This is a genomic window from Devosia sp., assembly GCF_017744655.1.
Taxonomy (GTDB): Bacteria; Pseudomonadota; Alphaproteobacteria; order Rhizobiales; family Devosiaceae; genus Devosia.
Genome location: NZ_JAGIAW010000006.1, coordinates 151,783 through 166,590, shown reverse-complemented (window position 1 = coordinate 166,590; position 14,808 = coordinate 151,783). Strand labels below are relative to the sequence as shown.

17 protein-coding genes, 1 pseudogene and 1 riboswitch are annotated in these 14,808 nt (G+C 61.8%); of the genes and pseudogenes, 11 read left to right on the top strand and 7 right to left on the bottom strand.

The annotated features are described in order from the left end of the window. Nucleotides 1–47: 47 nt before the first annotated feature. Nucleotides 48–779 carry an arginyltransferase gene (locus J7557_RS13200; RefSeq protein WP_291420523.1) on the bottom strand — a complete coding sequence of 244 codons (732 nt, stop codon included), beginning with the start codon at nucleotides 777–779 and terminating at the stop codon, nucleotides 48–50. Between the two features lie 59 nt (nucleotides 780–838). Beyond that, on the bottom strand, nucleotides 839–1,354 hold the full coding sequence (locus tag J7557_RS13195) for an RDD family protein (RefSeq protein ID WP_291420522.1): 516 nt from the start codon (nucleotides 1,352–1,354) through the stop codon (nucleotides 839–841). Between the two features lie 145 nt (nucleotides 1,355–1,499). Between J7557_RS13195 and J7557_RS13190 the strand changes: the two genes are divergently transcribed. Continuing rightward, nucleotides 1,500–2,438 carry a DMT family transporter gene (locus tag J7557_RS13190; RefSeq protein WP_291420521.1) on the top strand — a complete coding sequence of 313 codons (939 nt, stop codon included), beginning with the start codon at nucleotides 1,500–1,502 and terminating at the stop codon, nucleotides 2,436–2,438. Between the two features lie 6 nt (nucleotides 2,439–2,444). Here J7557_RS13190 and hemB read toward each other — a convergent pair whose 3' ends face one another. Next, nucleotides 2,445–3,458 carry a porphobilinogen synthase gene (gene hemB / locus J7557_RS13185; protein WP_291420520.1) on the bottom strand — a complete coding sequence of 338 codons (1,014 nt, stop codon included), beginning with the start codon at nucleotides 3,456–3,458 and terminating at the stop codon, nucleotides 2,445–2,447. Nucleotides 3,459–3,637: 179 nt separating this feature from the next. Here hemB and J7557_RS13180 point away from each other — a divergent pair, with 179 nt between their 5' ends. Next, nucleotides 3,638–4,027: a hypothetical protein gene (locus tag J7557_RS13180; RefSeq protein ID WP_291420519.1), complete on the top strand. Its 390-nt coding sequence runs from the start codon at nucleotides 3,638–3,640 to the stop codon at nucleotides 4,025–4,027. 80 nt (nucleotides 4,028–4,107) lie between these two features. Then, nucleotides 4,108–4,758 (top strand): DUF2161 domain-containing phosphodiesterase, encoded by a 651-nt coding sequence (locus tag J7557_RS13175; RefSeq protein WP_291420518.1) that lies wholly within the window; start codon nucleotides 4,108–4,110, stop codon nucleotides 4,756–4,758. A 6-nt stretch (nucleotides 4,759–4,764) separates the two neighbouring features. On the opposite strand, the gene J7557_RS13170 is transcribed toward J7557_RS13175, so the two are convergent. Then, a complete protein-coding gene (locus J7557_RS13170) occupies nucleotides 4,765–5,949 on the bottom strand; it encodes an MFS transporter (RefSeq protein ID WP_291420517.1) in 1,185 nt (394 codons plus the stop codon). A 112-nt stretch (nucleotides 5,950–6,061) separates the two neighbouring features. On the opposite strand from J7557_RS13170, the gene J7557_RS13165 reads away from it, so the two are divergent. Next, entirely contained in the window at nucleotides 6,062–6,433 is a 372-nt protein-coding gene (locus tag J7557_RS13165) for a helix-turn-helix transcriptional regulator (protein ID WP_291420516.1), read from the top strand. Here J7557_RS13165 and J7557_RS13160 read toward each other — a convergent pair. Then, on the bottom strand, nucleotides 6,430–7,161 hold the full coding sequence (locus J7557_RS13160) for a helix-turn-helix domain-containing protein (protein ID WP_291420515.1): 732 nt from the start codon (nucleotides 7,159–7,161) through the stop codon (nucleotides 6,430–6,432). The two genes, J7557_RS13165 and J7557_RS13160, sit on opposite strands and share 4 nt — an antisense overlap. Nucleotides 7,162–7,287: 126 nt before the next feature. Here J7557_RS13160 and J7557_RS13155 point away from each other — a divergent pair, with 126 nt between their 5' ends. The 4 genes from J7557_RS13155 (at nucleotide 7,288) to J7557_RS13140 (ending at nucleotide 10,436) form a co-directional block, all read left to right on the top strand. Further along, nucleotides 7,288–7,689, top strand: a complete 402-nt coding sequence (locus J7557_RS13155) for a hypothetical protein (RefSeq protein WP_291420514.1) — start codon at nucleotides 7,288–7,290, stop codon at nucleotides 7,687–7,689. 215 nt (nucleotides 7,690–7,904) lie between these two features. Further along, nucleotides 7,905–8,414, top strand: coding sequence for a winged helix DNA-binding protein (locus J7557_RS13150; RefSeq protein WP_035081594.1), 510 nt, complete (start codon nucleotides 7,905–7,907; stop codon nucleotides 8,412–8,414). A gap of 275 nt (nucleotides 8,415–8,689) precedes the next feature. Continuing rightward, nucleotides 8,690–9,958 carry a L,D-transpeptidase family protein gene (locus J7557_RS13145; protein ID WP_291420513.1) on the top strand — a complete coding sequence of 423 codons (1,269 nt, stop codon included), beginning with the start codon at nucleotides 8,690–8,692 and terminating at the stop codon, nucleotides 9,956–9,958. Nucleotides 9,959–10,223: 265 nt separating this feature from the next. Then, entirely contained in the window at nucleotides 10,224–10,436 is a 213-nt protein-coding gene (locus J7557_RS13140) for a hypothetical protein (RefSeq protein WP_291420512.1), read from the top strand. Here the strand turns inward: J7557_RS13140 and J7557_RS13135 are convergent. Continuing rightward, nucleotides 10,433–10,882 carry a BA14K family protein gene (locus tag J7557_RS13135; protein ID WP_291420511.1) on the bottom strand — a complete coding sequence of 150 codons (450 nt, stop codon included), beginning with the start codon at nucleotides 10,880–10,882 and terminating at the stop codon, nucleotides 10,433–10,435. The two genes, J7557_RS13140 and J7557_RS13135, sit on opposite strands and share 4 nt — an antisense overlap. 136 nt (nucleotides 10,883–11,018) lie before the next feature. Here J7557_RS13135 and J7557_RS13130 point away from each other — a divergent pair, with 136 nt between their 5' ends. Continuing rightward, nucleotides 11,019–12,065 (top strand): acyltransferase family protein, encoded by a 1,047-nt coding sequence (locus tag J7557_RS13130; RefSeq protein ID WP_291420510.1) that lies wholly within the window; start codon nucleotides 11,019–11,021, stop codon nucleotides 12,063–12,065. Between the two features lie 13 nt (nucleotides 12,066–12,078). Here J7557_RS13130 and J7557_RS13125 read toward each other — a convergent pair. Next, nucleotides 12,079–12,126: pseudogene (locus J7557_RS13125) on the bottom strand (hypothetical protein); the annotation flags it as partial. A gap of 583 nt (nucleotides 12,127–12,709) precedes the next feature. Continuing rightward, nucleotides 12,710–12,794: riboswitch (ZMP/ZTP riboswitch) on the top strand. Nucleotides 12,795–12,915: 121 nt separating this feature from the next. On the opposite strand from J7557_RS13125, the gene glyA reads away from it, so the two are divergent. Then, nucleotides 12,916–14,214 carry a serine hydroxymethyltransferase gene (gene glyA / locus J7557_RS13120; RefSeq protein WP_291420509.1) on the top strand — a complete coding sequence of 433 codons (1,299 nt, stop codon included), beginning with the start codon at nucleotides 12,916–12,918 and terminating at the stop codon, nucleotides 14,212–14,214. 62 nt (nucleotides 14,215–14,276) lie between these two features. Then, nucleotides 14,277–14,756 carry a transcriptional regulator NrdR gene (gene nrdR / locus J7557_RS13115; protein WP_035081609.1) on the top strand — a complete coding sequence of 160 codons (480 nt, stop codon included), beginning with the start codon at nucleotides 14,277–14,279 and terminating at the stop codon, nucleotides 14,754–14,756. Nucleotides 14,757–14,808: the final 52 nt, after the last annotated feature.

Here is a 14,808-nt window from a genome sequence, read left to right as displayed (position 1 = left end):
CCCGCTTTCGCGGGAATGACGTTGTGGCTGCGTACGGTATGAGGAGCTTAGTCCTCGACCCGACACCAGCCAGCATGCCCGCGCTGCACTTCCAGCGGGCGATACTGCGCCTTGTAGGCCATCTTCGGCGAGTCCTTCACCCAGTAGCCGAGGTAGACATAGTTCAGCTGCGCCGAGCGCACCTGCGCGATGTGGTCGAGAATGAGAAACGTCCCAAGGCTGCGATGCGCCAGATCGGGATCGTAGAACGAATAGACCATGGACAGCCCATCGGGCATCACATCGGTCAGCGCCACAGCCACCAGCGTCTGATCAGGATGATCGCGCAGCCGATACTCCACCAGCACCGACTGCACCGGCGTATCCTCGACCATGTATTCATAGTCCTGATACGACATCTGCGTCATGCCGCCACCAGCATGGCGCGAGTCGAGATAGCGCTTAAAGAGTTCGTACTGCTCTACCGTCGCCGTCGTCGGCCGCACAGTGATGGAAATGTCGGCATTGCCACGCAAGACGCGCCGGAACCGCGCCGACGCCGCAAATTCGCTCGCCACGATTCGCACCGACTGGCAGGCATTACAGCCCTCGCAGGCCGGCCGATAGATCAGGTTCTGGCTGCGGCGGAAACCATTGTCGCTCAGCACATGATGTAGCGCCGACGCCCGGCGCCCGCTGAGGTGCGTGAACAGTTTACGCTCCATGTGGCCCGGCAAATACGGGCACGGCATGGCCGCTGTAAGAAAGAGCTGGGTGGTTTCAGGCGTCTGGTCGGTCATCTACGACCCATGGCTACAATCCTGTGATTGTATCCCTCCCGTCCCCCGCCCGCAATATTTCAGTAAAAGGCGCTGCTCCGCGCATTCTGCCAGTGCCGGATCATCGGCGAACGACGCACCATCAGCGTGCCGACCACGAAATCGTGGATCATCTGCCGTCGCGGCGTGAACAGCGCGAAGAGCAGCGAAATTGGCCAGCAGATCCAGAACGTCAGCCAGAAAACCAGCGCGTGCAGAATGGCCATCCAGCCATCGAGCGGCTGCCCGCGTGTCGGCGTTAGCACGATATCCATCATCTGCATGCCCACCGTGGCGCGCCGCGGCGAGCCCAGCGTCGCCGCATAGTAGAGGATAATCACCGCCGGCACGACAAGGACCAGCGCCGCCCAGGCAAGCCCAAATGTCAGAAAGCCCAATATGCCCCCGACAATCGTTGCGGCCAACACCAGCCCGCCCATGATGGCGAGGTCGATGAAATAGGCCATCACGCGTCGCGTCAGCAGGCCGTCGAACAGCTCCGGCGCGGTGGCAGGGTCGGGCAGGTAGGGGCGGGATGCGGCATATTCCTGGGTCATGCTGCAGAAATTGTCACGACCTCGCCGCAATGCAAGACCTCCAGCGCAATTCTTCCTGTGCTTCGGTGCACTCCCGGCCTATCCTTGCTTTAATCCTGCCCTCGCGCGAGTCGCATCGCCCGCGCCCGCCCCCTCGGAATACCAAATGTCGACGACTTCCGCCCCCGCGCCGCTGACCGATCAGCCATTGCGCGGCCTTGCCCTGATCATCGGGGCAACCCTGCTGTTTGCCTATAACGACACGACCAACAAGCTGCTGATCACCGAGTACAACGTACCCATGGTGGCGGCCATTCGCTACATCGTGCACTGCTTGCTCATGCTGGCCATCGTCGCTCCGCTGCACGGCCGCGAAATGGTCCGCACCCAACGCACGGGCCTGGTTCTCGTCCGCGCCGCCAGCCTGGCCTTGGGCTCACTCCTCGTCAGCTTTGCGCTCCAGCGCATGCCGGTCGCCGAAACCACGGCCATCGTCTATCTCTGCCCGGTCCTGATCGTGCTGTTCTCCGGCCCGCTGCTCAAGGAGAAGGTCGGGCCCATGGCCTGGGTCGCCGCCGTCATCGGTTTTGCCGGCGTCCTGCTCATCGCTCGCCCCGGCGGGGGTCTCGACCCGATCGGTGTCCTCTTCGTGCTTGGCAATGTGGTGGTCTCAGTGACCTACAACCTGCTCTCGCGCGTCCTCGCCCGCACCGAACGCACCATGGCCATGCTGTTCTATTCGGCCCTGGTCGGCGCCATCGGCTTCGGCATTTTCCTGCCCTGGACCATGCACGGCGTAGCGCCGACTCCCTTGCAGATCGTGCTCTTTCTCGGCCTCGGCGTTTCTGCCTGGCTCGGGCACTACCTCTTCACCCAGTCCTATCGCTATGCCCCAGCGGCCCTTGTCGCCCCGATGACCTATATGCACCTTCTCTGGGCGGGCATTCTCGGCTGGTTGGTCTTCGGCCACGCCCCCGAGCCCATCGCCATGGCCGGCATGGCTCTTGTGGCGCTTGCCGGTATCGTCAGCGCCTTCCGCCCCCGCCGCGGCCAGCGCCCGGCGCAATTGGCCGCCGAAGACGGCACAACGGAACGAGCCGGCTAGGGCGCTTTAGCGCCCCAGCTTCCGCGCCATTTCCAGCGCGTAGTAAGTAAGAATTCCATTCACTCCGGCACGCTTGAAGGCCCAGAGGCTTTCAAGCACTGCCGCATCGCGATTGATCGCCCCGGCGGCGCCCGCCATCTCGATCATCGCGTATTCGCCACTCACCTGATAGGCGTAGATCGGCACATTGAACGCGTCCTTTGCCCGACGGATGATGTCGAGATAGGGCATGCCCGGCTTGACCATCACGCTATCAGCGCCTTCCTCGATATCCCTTGCAATCTCGCGCAAAGCCTCGTCGGAATTGGCATAGTCCATCTGATAGGTGCGCTTGTCGCCCTTGAGCCGGCTGCCCGAGCCGACCGCCTCGCGGAACGGCCCATAAAAACACGATGCATACTTGGCCGCGTAGGACATGATCTGCACATGCTCAAAGCCTTCGGCATCGAGCGCCGCCCGAATGGCCGCCACGCGCCCATCCATCATGTCCGAAGGCGCAATGATATCCGCACCGGCCTTGGCCTGCACCAGCGCCGATTTCACCATCGCCGCCACCGTCTCGTCGTTGAGGATTTCCCCGTCGCGTACGAGCCCATCCTGCCCGTCGCTGGAATATTCATCCAGCGCCACATCGGCGATCAGCCCGATATCCGGCACTGCCGACTTGATCGCGCTCAGCGCCCGGCACATCAGATTGTCCGGATTGTAAGCCTCGGCGCCGCTCTCCGAGCGCAGATGGTCCGGCGTATTGGGAAAAATCGCCAGCGCCGGAATGCCCGCATCCCGCGCCGCCTTGGCCGCTTCCACCATTAGGTCGATGGAAAGCCGCTCGACGCCCGGCATGGTCTTGATCTGCGTGCGCTCGTTCTGTCCCTCAATGACAAACAGCGGCCAGATCAGATCGCGCGGCAACAGTTCGGTTTCCCGCACCATATCCCGGCTCCACGCCGTCCGCCGCAACCGCCGCTGTCGGCGGCCATCGAGGAAGGACATGTCATGCTTGGGCCAGTTCTGCGTCATTCTTCTGTTCCTTGCCGCGTAGCCCCGACATCCACCGGACCGGCACCTCCCCCTTGATGGGGGAGGGTGGGAGGGGGTGGGGCCACACACACGCTCTATGTCCTCGCCTCATACCAGCCACGGCCTCCACGTCCAAGCCGCCGCTTGTCGCAGCCCCTAGCGCTCGCTAGTAAAGAGCCATGTCGTTCAAATCACCCCAGCTGGGCCTATACATCCGCATCGTCGCCCTGCTGAGCCTTGCTCTCGGTCTCAGCGATGCCGGTCGCCTTCTCGGCGTTAATCTCGGCGCCACGAGCCCCGTGGCCGTCCTCGGCCCCACTGGCTTTGTGCTCCTGGGTGTCTTCTCGCTCTCGCGCCTCTTCGCCGGTGTTGGTCTCTGGCTCAAGGCAAGCTGGGGCGCCGTGCTCCTTGTGGGTTCCACCACGGCCGAACTGGCACTCTACCTTGCCGGCAGCCCCGATATCCGCATGTCCGCCTTCGGCTTTGCCGTCCGCATCGTGCTGCTGGTCGCCATCTCGGTTATCTTTGCCCTCAGCTTCCGCTTCTCCCGCGCCCAGGCCGCCGACTGAGCCATTCGGTGCCCGGCCACGCTGCGCAGTGCCCGAGACTCAGCTAATCAAGCGTGCACATCTGGACCTGAACGAGCGCGATGGCCGAGACCGACCTCTATCTTCCACTCAAGGCCTTCATGGAAAGCGCCGGCTATTCCGTCAAAGGCGAGGTCAACGGCTGCGATCTTGTCGGCGTGAAAGACGGCGATCCACAGGTCCTCATCGTGTGCGAGATGAAGCTGTCCTTCAATCTCGAACTGGTCATGCAAGGCGTCAATCGCGCCGCCATTTGCGACGAAGTCTGGCTTGCGGCCCGCGCATCCAGGACCGGAAAAGGCCGCGAGCACGACGCCCGTTTCCGCAATCTCTGCCGGCGCCTCGGCTTTGGTCTCCTGGCCGTCTCGGAATCCGGTTTCGTCGACGTCGTGGTCGCCCCCTTCGCCGCAACTCCGCGCAAGGATGCGAAAAGACGCTCCCGGCTTCTCGATGAACACAAGCGGCGTGTCGGAGATCCGCAAAAGGGCGGCGGACGCGGCAAGCCGATCATGACCGCCTATCGGCAGGACTGCATCCTCTGTGCAACCGCATTGCTGGCCGGACCGCAAAGCCCCAAGCAATTGAAGGCGCTCGTTGCGAGAGCGCCGACAATTTTGCGCAGCAATGTCTATGGCTGGTTTGTACGCGAGAGCCGCGGCATCTACGGCCTGACCGACCTCGGCAAGGCCGCCGTCACGTCGCCACAGGTTTGATCGGTCTCAACCCAGCCGCGCCGGCATGGCCTCTGCCCTTCGCCTTGCCGCGCCATTGAGCAGAATCCCGAGCACGGCAACGAAGGGCAGTATTGCGCCAATCCAGCCGAGATCGCTGGCCGAGCCATATTGCAGCACGAGGCCACCCAGCAGCGAGCCGCCGGCAATCCCGAGATAAAGCGCCGAAGCATTGAGCGACAGAACCAGTGGCGCGGCGGCCGGTGCAAGGCCGAGGAGATGGCTCGATTGCGCCGGCGGAAAGGCCCAGCCGGTAGCACCCCAGAAAAGCACGATGGCAAAGAAGACCGGTCCGGCAAAGGGCCCGGGAACATGCGCCGCCGCCGAGATGGCCAGGAGCATCAAGGCATTGAGGAGAGCTGCCCCGATAACCGTCTGCCGTGCCCCGATCCGGTCGGCCAGTTGCCCACCCGCTGCATTGCCGAAAGCGGCGCCGACGCCAAAGGTCAGCAACACCGCCGGCACCAGATCGCGCGGCAACCCGATCGACTGCGTGGTGACGATGGCGAGGTAGACGATGACCGTGAAAGCGCCGGCAAGATTGAGCAGCGTCGTCAGCAATGCGCCGGGAACGCCGGGCAGGGCGACGGCCGCTATCCTCTGGCGCAAGCTCAACTGCTGGCCGCGCAGACCGGCCGGCAGCATGACCCAGATCGAAACCGCAGCGATAAGGGCGAAGACGGCGACCATGGCATAGGTGCCGCGCCACCCGACCAGGCCCGCCACCAGCGCCCCGAGCGGCGCGCCAAAGGCCACTGCCATGGTTGTGCCGCCGACAATGGCGGCAATGGCGCGCGCCCTGTGGTCTGGGGACGAAATGGCAACGCCCGTAGCCTGCGCCGTAGCCGTATAGAGGCCGGCCGAAAAGGCCATCAGGATGCGAGCCGCCATCAGGTCGAAATAACCCTGGGAGAGGCCTGCCCAAACCGCACCCCCGGCAAAGACCACGGCGGCGCCGGTCAGGATGCGGCGGCGGTCGGCCGTGCCGCTGAGCGCAGCGAGAATGGGTGCGCCAAAGGCATTGGCCAGCGCAAAGGCGAGAACGAGATAACCGGCCTGGGTGAGCGTAGCGCCGGTTGATTCGGCAATCTGCGGCAGGAGGCTCGAAATGGCAAAACTCTCGACGCCGATGGCGAAGGTGCCCACGGCCAGCCAGATGAGACGGATATCCATGATCGGATCCTTTGTCCAAAATTCATTGGACAATTGAACCTCAACCGATCTGGAGTCAATATCTTGTTCAATGGATATTGAACTAATGCCACCTCCGGGATAAATATGAGCTATGAGCCTGCCGCATCCCGAGACCGATCAGATCACCCTTCCCAATGTGCTTGCCGCGCTAGGCGACGACACGCGCCTTGCCATCATCGGGTGTCTCGCCCGCTGCGATGCTTCGGGTGGTCTCGTTTGCGGGCAGTTCAGCGGCCTCACCTCGAAGACCAACCTGACCTATCACGTGGCCAAGCTGCGCGAGGCCGGCGTCATCAATGTGCGGCCCGAAGGCACCAAGCGCCGCGTAACACTCCGCCGCGATGACCTCGATCAGCGCTTCCCCGGCTTTCTCGATAGCGTCATCGCCACGGCCATCGATCTTCCCGTCGTCGAAACGACGATGCGCGAACTCGAATCTGCGACGAAGCCCGGCTCCGCCTAAGCCGGGTGAAATTGCTCGATGGTAATTTCCTCCGCCAGTGCATCCTGTGGCGCACCAAAGCTCGTCACCGTCGTAAACCAGCGCGTCGCCTGACCACCCACTATGAATTCCAGTGGCAGAAGCACCTGCCCAAGCGCCCCCTCCGGCCGCAGGCTCAGGCCCTCGACCCCCTCATGCCGCCGGACCCGCATCAACACCCGCGCCACCGGTGCACTCGGTCCGTGCCGTCGCACGCCCTCGCGCAGGCGATGCATCATATAGGCCGCGACCTCGGCCCAGTTGACGATTGAGCGCCGGACATCGCCCGGCGCAAAGACGAGATCGGCAAGATTGAGCCGCGCCGCTGGCAGTGTCTCCACCCCGATCAGCGCCATCGCCGCCCCATTGGCTTCGAGAATGTCAAAAGCCGCATCCAGCACGATGGCAGGGTAGGGCCCATGCGCCCTCAACAGCAATTGAGCCGCATGCCTGAGTTCGGTCATTTGCGGGCTCAGCCAGTCATTGTCGCCATAATGCGGCGCGAAGCCCGCGGCCACGAGTAGGCCATTGCGCTCGCGCAGCGGCAGGTCGAGCGCCTCCGCCAGCCGTAACACCATGGCCGCACTCGGCCGCGCCCGCGCGGATTCGAGAAAAGACAGGTGCCGCGGCGACACCTCCGCCGCCATGGCCAGCGCCATCTGGCTCATTCCGCGTTGGTTGCGCCATTCGCGCAAGGCCGTCTGGAACATGGTGTGTCTCCTTGCCTCCAACCTGCCGCACCGGCGCGCGCAATTCCATTACCTCCGGGGTAATTGTCGCCATGACCTCCCGCGAGCCACCCTGCAGTCATCGACAACCGGTCCCGGAGACATTTCATGACTGCCCAAGCCCTCACCCTGCGCGATCCGCGCCTCGTCTATCGTTTCGACGCTGTTCTCTCGCTCACCATGGGACTCGGCCTCATCGTTCTGGCCGATCCGCTCGCCGCTTTGGTCGGCTGGGCACCGATGCACACGATCCTCGTCGGTGCCGCCGTCTTTCTCTTCCCCTGGGCTCTCTTTAATTGGGCCATTGGCGCCGCGACCGGCCCCGACAGACTCTCGCTTGCCGTCAACATGGCCGGTGACATGCTCTGGGCGATCGCGAGTGTTGCACTTCTTGTGCTTTATTCGGCTCAAATGACGGGCATCGGAGTAACCTTGATCCTCGGCCAGGCCCTCGCCGTTGCCGCCGTAGGCGCCGTCAAATTTGCCGGCCGCAAGCTGGTCGGCGCATGACCCGAAGGAGACGGGCGGCCCAGCCGCCGCCCGTTTACGCCTCGGAAAGGTTACAACTTTATGCACCGGTGTGACGAAGCGTTAAGCCAAATTCTCATTGCTTTCCAGTAAGATGCCATTAAGCGTGCTGTTTAGGGCGATCTTAGTTCGGCCGTCGTAGTTTGGCCTCATGAGATGCGAAAAATCGCACGCAGAGAAAAAACAGTGAGGCAAAAATGGCAACCAAGTCGAACGCAGCTGAGGCCCTGATCCCGAACCGTCCGGAAGGTCTCAAGCCCCTCTATCTCGAAGCCGTCTCCCGTGTGGAACGTCTCCACCGTCGTCTTCTCGACCTGATCAAGGACGAGTTCGATCGTATGGGTTGGGACGATATCAACCCGGTCCAGGCGCTGCTGATGTTCAATATCGGCGACAGCGAACTGACCGCCGGCGAGCTGCGTTCGCGCGGTTACTATCTCGGCTCCAACGTTTCTTACAATCTCAAGAAGCTGGTCGAAACCGGTTACATCTTCCAGGAGCGCTCGCGCACCGACCGCCGTTCGGTCCGCATCCGCCTCACCCCCAAGGGCGAGGAAGTCGCGGAAGTGATCGACGAGCTCTATGATCGTCACCTGAAATCCATCGACAAGGTCGGCGGCCTCGGCGACGAGGAATTCGACAACCTGAACAAGGCTCTGGCACGTCTCGAACGCTTCTGGGTCGACCAGATTCTCTACAAGCTCTGATTGTGCTCGCGGCTCGGCCGCGACCAATTGAACAGCATGCGGGTGTAGGTACGTGTTGCCTCCACGCCACACTCTCTGCGGAGACGCCGGCCTTTGGCCGGCGTTTTCTTATTTGTGCCGCAAATCAAAGGCACCCGGTTACGTGGTTTTTAAACCATTCTTCGACTATGGATGGGGCTGCCCTCATGGTTCACAAGGCGTTGACAGCCGTTGTGGAGCAGGTGCCGGCAATGATAATCGCGCCTATGTGGCGACAGATTCCTTCGGGTGACGATATGCGGGTAAATCGACGTTCCTTTCTGCAGACCATGGCCATCGCCGGTGCCAGCACAGCGCTGCTGCCAACCTTGGCAAGGGCACAGGAAGGCGAGTCGATCTGGGATATGTTCGCACGCAATCGCGTGCTGAAAGACGCTGACCAGGGCGGGGCCACCGCTGCCGCCGAAGCGCTGATTTCCACCAATGAGCCGATCCTGTCCTATGACACGGTCTACAACCTGCAGCTTGCCATCTCGCAATACGAGCCCTTCGTCGCGGCTGGCGGCTGGGAAGAAATTCCGCAGGAAGCCTATGGCCTCAATCTCGGCAAGTCTTCGCGCGCCGTCGTGGCGCTCAAGCGCCGTCTGATTTCCTCGGGCGATATGGCCCTGGTCGAAAACGTCAACGAGCTCTTCGATGCGCCGACCGATGCCGGCGTCCGCGCCTTCCAGGCCCGCCACGGCCTCGTGGTCAATGGCCAGGTCGATGAAGCCACCTGGTATGCCATGGCCGTTCCGGCCCAGCAGCGCCTGCAGCAGCTCTACCTCAATTACACGCGCGTTCAGAACATGGCCGCCAACCTCAACCCGCGCTATGTCGTGGTGAACATTCCCGCCGCCACTATCGAAGCGGTGAATGACGGCATGGTCGAGCAGCGCCACACCGCCGTCGTCGGCCGCGTCGAACGCGCCACCCCGATCATGGCCAGCAAGATCAGCCAGATCAATTTCAACCCGTATTGGCACGTGCCCAAGTCGTTGGTCCGCCAGGACCTGACCAAGTACATGCTGCAGAACCCCAATTACCTGACCGAGCAGAACATCTTCATCTATGACGGTTCGGGCAATAAGATCGATCCGCAGTCGATCAACTGGGCCAGCATTACCGATGCTGAAGTGAACTACATGTATCGCCAGGAGCCGGGCGCCGCCAACTCCATGGGCCATTGCAAGATCAACTTCTACAATCCCTACGATTGCTACCTGCACGACACCCCGACCAAGGCGCTTTTCGGTGAAAATGCCCGCTTCCACTCCTCGGGCTGTGTCCGCGTCGATGGCGTCAATCAGTTGGTCAATTGGCTGCTGCGCGACAATGGCGATTGGGACCAGCAGAAAGTCGACTCCACCTTCGACTCGCTCCAGCGTCTCGACGTGGAATGCAAGGCCCGCGTGCCGATCCACACCACCTACATCACGGCGTGGGCTAACCGCCAGGGCACCGTCAGCTTCCGCGACGACGTCTACAAGTTCGACGAACAGGGCAAGGTCTCGTTCGACGCTTGACGCCGTGCCACAGGCAAAATCGCTCCGGTGGAGCGATTTTAGGCGGCAAGGCCATGAGAGCTACGCTCGAATGGCGGTAACGAAAAATCCCCGCGAAAGCGGGGATTTTTGTTTGTAGGGCAGGGGCTTTCCCTCACACGGCGTCATTCCCGCGAAAGCGGGAACCTCTGTTTGGGAGTGGTAGTGCCCCAACTCCCCTCCGCACATTTCCGACTCCTTGCCATCCCGAATCCCTGCTAAACTCCTCACAATGATGGAGGTCCCATTGGCGGGCGGGGTTCTTTTTGAATTCGTGCAGATGGGTCAGGTCATGCGCGTCGCTGCGATAGACGAGGTGACGGGCACCGAAGTCTTTGTCATCACCCCCGTCAGCGCCACGCGCCTGCAAATGGAACGCGTCGCCCTCGCCAAGCTCAAGCGTAAGCTCGGCGAACCAGAGGAGCCGCCACCGGCTCCCCCTTCAGGTCGCTACGCCTAAAGCCGGCACTCGTGGCGAACGCCATCGAAGCCCAGAAACGTATTGGTTTCCTCGTCATAGGACCGATAGCGGTTGTAGCAGGCCTGCACATGGGAATCGTAGCCGTTTGCACGCCTCACGACGACATCGCCGCTATTGTTCGCGCCATTGGCGATGATCGAACCCAGCGCCGCGCCAAAGGTGAAGCCCAGGATGCCGGTCGAAATGTTGTCAATGGGCGCGCGGCGCGTGCTGTAGAACCTCTGATAGTCCCGATCGCGCCAATTGCCCTGATAGAAACTGTTGCAGTCAGGGTCCGACGGATAGCGGTCGCAATAGGTTTGGATCACTTGGTGCCGCTGGCCAAAGCTCATCGAAAACGACTGGGCCTGCGCCGGAACCCCGCTGCCGATCGCGGTCACACCGGTCAGGGCAACGGCGCTCAGTATAGAAGCAAGTTTATTCATTTCTCTACTCCCGGGCCTCGGCCCGCCAATGCTATTGACAGGTGAATGTCCAGACCCGGCCAGTGGTTGCGGCCTAGCCCAGCATTTGACCAGCCGGAACGGATCGAAGGAACCGATAGTCGATGGCGCATCGATCATGACGAGGAATGTGGGCCGCCTTGATTGGGTCGATGCAGCACGTGGCATTGGCATCGTGCTTGTCGTCTTCGGCCATGTCTGGCGCGGGCTATGGCAGGCCGACATCCTGACCGACGCCGCGCTCTATGCCGGCGTCGATGCCGCCATCTATCTCTTTCACATGCCGCTGTTTTTCCTCGTTTCCGGCATGTTCTTCGAAAAATCGGTGCTGCGCGACGGGGCAATCGTCTCCATTCTCAAGCGCTGCGAATCCCTGCTCTACCCGCTTCTGCTCTGGTCCTGGATTCTTGCCGCCTTCCTGCTGCTGGCCGGCTCGTTCACCACGCGCGATGCGATCTCGCCGATGGACGCGCTGCTCTTTCCCTTCCCGCCCAAGGACATCTTCTGGTTCCTCTGGGCCCTGTTTGTCATTCAGGTCTTCTGCATGCTGCTGGTTCGGGCCTCGACTGCGCTCCTGGTCGGCGTCCTGATCCTGTCCTTTGTGGCCACCGCCATCCAGCCCATGCTTGCGGGCACCGACCTTTTGGGCGGCGCTGTCGCCAATCTGCCATTCTTCCTGTTCGGCGTACTCCTCACGCGTCGTGACCTCTTTGCACTGAAGCAGGACGGGCAGATCGGAATTTTGGGGGCAGGAATGTTCGTACTCAGCCTTGCCGGAGCCGTCTTCTTCGGACTTCGGCCTTCGCCTCTGGGCACGCTGCTCAGCCTCGTTGCCACGCTTGGCTTCTGCGCCATGGTCTATGGCTTTGCCCCGAGAATACCCAGCGGCCCCATGGCCATCGCGACCTATCTGGGCGCCACGTCCATGGCTATTTATGTCATGCACATCATCCCCGAGGCGGCGACGCGCATTGGCCTCCATGCGCTCGGCTGGGATGCGATCTGGCTGCAGGTTCTGGGGGGCATGCTGGCCGGCATATTGCTGCCGCTTCTAGTCTATGAGGCGCTGAAACGCCTCGGCCTGCTGCGCCTATTCGGTCTCGGCCGTGATCGCCGCCAACCGGCTCAGGCGCGAGATGGCGAGCTGGAGCCGCGGAAGCCCTAGCCCGCCAAACGCTCTAGAGCGTGCAGGGGTGGCGAATGCCGTCATAGCCCATGAACGTATCGGTCCGCTCGTCATAGGATTTGTAGCGTTGATAGCACCCGCCACGTGGCCGCTGTCGCGTCGCGTATAGGTCGGCGGTGGGCTCGTATTCTGGCTCTTGTTGCTGTTGGCAATGGCGCCGCCAATGATCGCGCCGATCGCCAGGCCCAGAATACCGGCCACCAGCGGATCGAGATCGCTGCGATTGCGATAGTAGAAGGTGTCATAATCCCGCGCGCTCCAGAACCACCAGCCATTGCAATCGGGGTCCTGCGGGAAGCGCTGGCAATAGCTTTGGACAACCTGCTTGCGCTGATCGAAGCTAAGTGTGTTGTCCTGCGCTTGTACCGGCGCAAAGCTGGAGATGGACAGTAGGCCGGTCATGGCGATAGCAGTCAATTTGGTCACGAGCGGTTTCATTGATCCCTCCTGGATGATCGCACTCCGTGGCCATCAGAATGGACGCAGCTTCTCTAGAAAGGGTTCGTCAGCGTGGTGAAAGTACCGCGCCGGAACTCGCTAAAATCCAATATTTTGAGTGTTGATAGTAAGTTGTCTTGCCGCTTGCAGGGCCTTCACACGGCTGCCACTTTGCGCCATATTCACCCCGTTCGCGCGACTGGCGAGAAAGAGATGGGCAACCATCGGGAAACGCGAACTTCATCAGAGCCGCTCGCCTGGGCAACCCATCCACGATCAGGGGGAGCCCCATGGATCCAGTACAAATGTATCGGTCTTGGATTCGCGCTACTCGCCGTGATAAAGGCACCGCCATGCCGGTCACCCTGGTCCCTAGTGAGGAAATCGTCGCATGAGCGCTGCCACTTCTACCCCGCTCTTTCCCCATTTCTTTTCCGCTGCGGTTGCTGAAACCGACCCGGAAATCGCCAAGGCAATCCAGGATGAACTCGGTCGCCAGCAGAGCGAAATCGAGCTTATCGCCTCGGAAAACATCGTTTCCCAGGCCGTGCTCGAAGCCCAGGGCTCGGTGCTGACCAACAAGTATGCCGAAGGCTATCCCGGCAAGCGCTACTACGGCGGCTGCCAGTATGTCGACGTGGCCGAAAGTCTCGCCATCGAGCGCGCCAAGCAGCTCTTCGGCACGGCCTTCGCCAACGTCCAGCCCAATTCCGGTTCCCAGGCCAATCAGGGCGTCTATCAGGCCCTCATTCAGCCCGGCGACACCATCCTCGGCATGTCGCTCGATGCCGGCGGTCACCTGACCCACGGCGCCAAGCCCAACCAGTCGGGCAAGTGGTTCAACGCCATCCAATATGGTCTGCGCAAGCAGGATGGCCGCGTCGATATGGACCAGGTCCGTCAGCTCGCCCGCGAGCATAGCCCCAAGATGATCGTCGCCGGTTTCTCGGCCTATTCGCGCATCATGGATTGGGCCGAGTTCCGCGCCATTGCCGATGAAGTCGGCGCCATCCTTTTCGTCGACATGGCCCACGTTGCCGGCCTCGTCGCTGGCGGTGTGTACCCGAGCCCATTCCCGCACGCCCACGTCGCCACCACGACAACCCACAAAACCCTGCGCGGCCCGCGCGGCGGCCTGATCCTCACCAACGATGAAGACATTGCCAAGAAGATCAATTCGGCAATTTTCCCGGGCATCCAGGGCGGCCCCCTGATGCACGTCATCGCCGCCAAGGCCGTGGCCTTCAAGGAAGCGCTGCAGCCCGAATTCAAGCTTTATGCCCAGCAGGTGGTGGCCAATGCCCAGGTCCTCGCCGAAACCCTCGTCAAGGGCGGCGTCGATATCGTCTCGGGCGGCACGGACAACCACCTGATGCTGGTTGACCTCCGCCCCAAGGGGCTCACCGGCAAGGCGACCGAAACTGCTCTCGGCCGCGCCCACATCACCTGCAACAAGAACGCCGTGCCCTTCGATCCGGAAAAGCCCGCGATCACCTCGGGCGTGCGTCTCGGCACTCCGGCCGGCACCTCGCGCGGCTTTGGCACCGAAGAGTTCAAGCTTGTGGGCGAATATATCATCGAAGTGCTCGATGGCCTCAAGACCAATGGCGATGACAATAACGGCGCCGTCGAAGCCGAAGTCCGCGCCAAGGTAAAGACGCTGACCGATCGCTTCCCGATCTACGGCTAAAACACACCGCGTCATTCCCGCGAAAGCGAGAATGCCTTTTGCCATAAAAGGACATAGAGCCTATGCGCTGCCCCTATTGTGGCAATGACGATACCCAGGTGAAGGATAGCCGCCCGACCGAAGATTCGGGCGCTATCCGCCGCCGCCGCGTGTGCAATGCCTGCGGCGGCCGCTTCACCACGTTTGAGCGCGTGCAATTGCGCGATCTCACGGTGGTCAAGAAGACCGGTCGGAAAGTCCCCTTCGACCGTGAAAAGCTTACGCGCTCGGTCAACACCGCATTGCGCAAGCGCTCGGTCGATCCCGAACGCGTCGAGCGCATGATTTCGGGCATCGTCCGCCAGCTCGAAAGCCTCGGCGATGTTGAAATCACCTCAGACCAGATCGGCGAATATGTGATGGTTGGCCTAAAAGGCCTCGACCATGTGGCCTTCGTGCGCTTTGCCTCGGTCTACAAGAATTTCGCCGATCCCGACGATTTCCGCGATTTTCTCGCCGAGCTTGATTCCGACGCGAATACGCCCCTTCCCGAGGACGATTGATCTAGTCTCGCCTTGCTCGCCGTTGCGGGGCGGACTATGGGGTTGGGTAGCA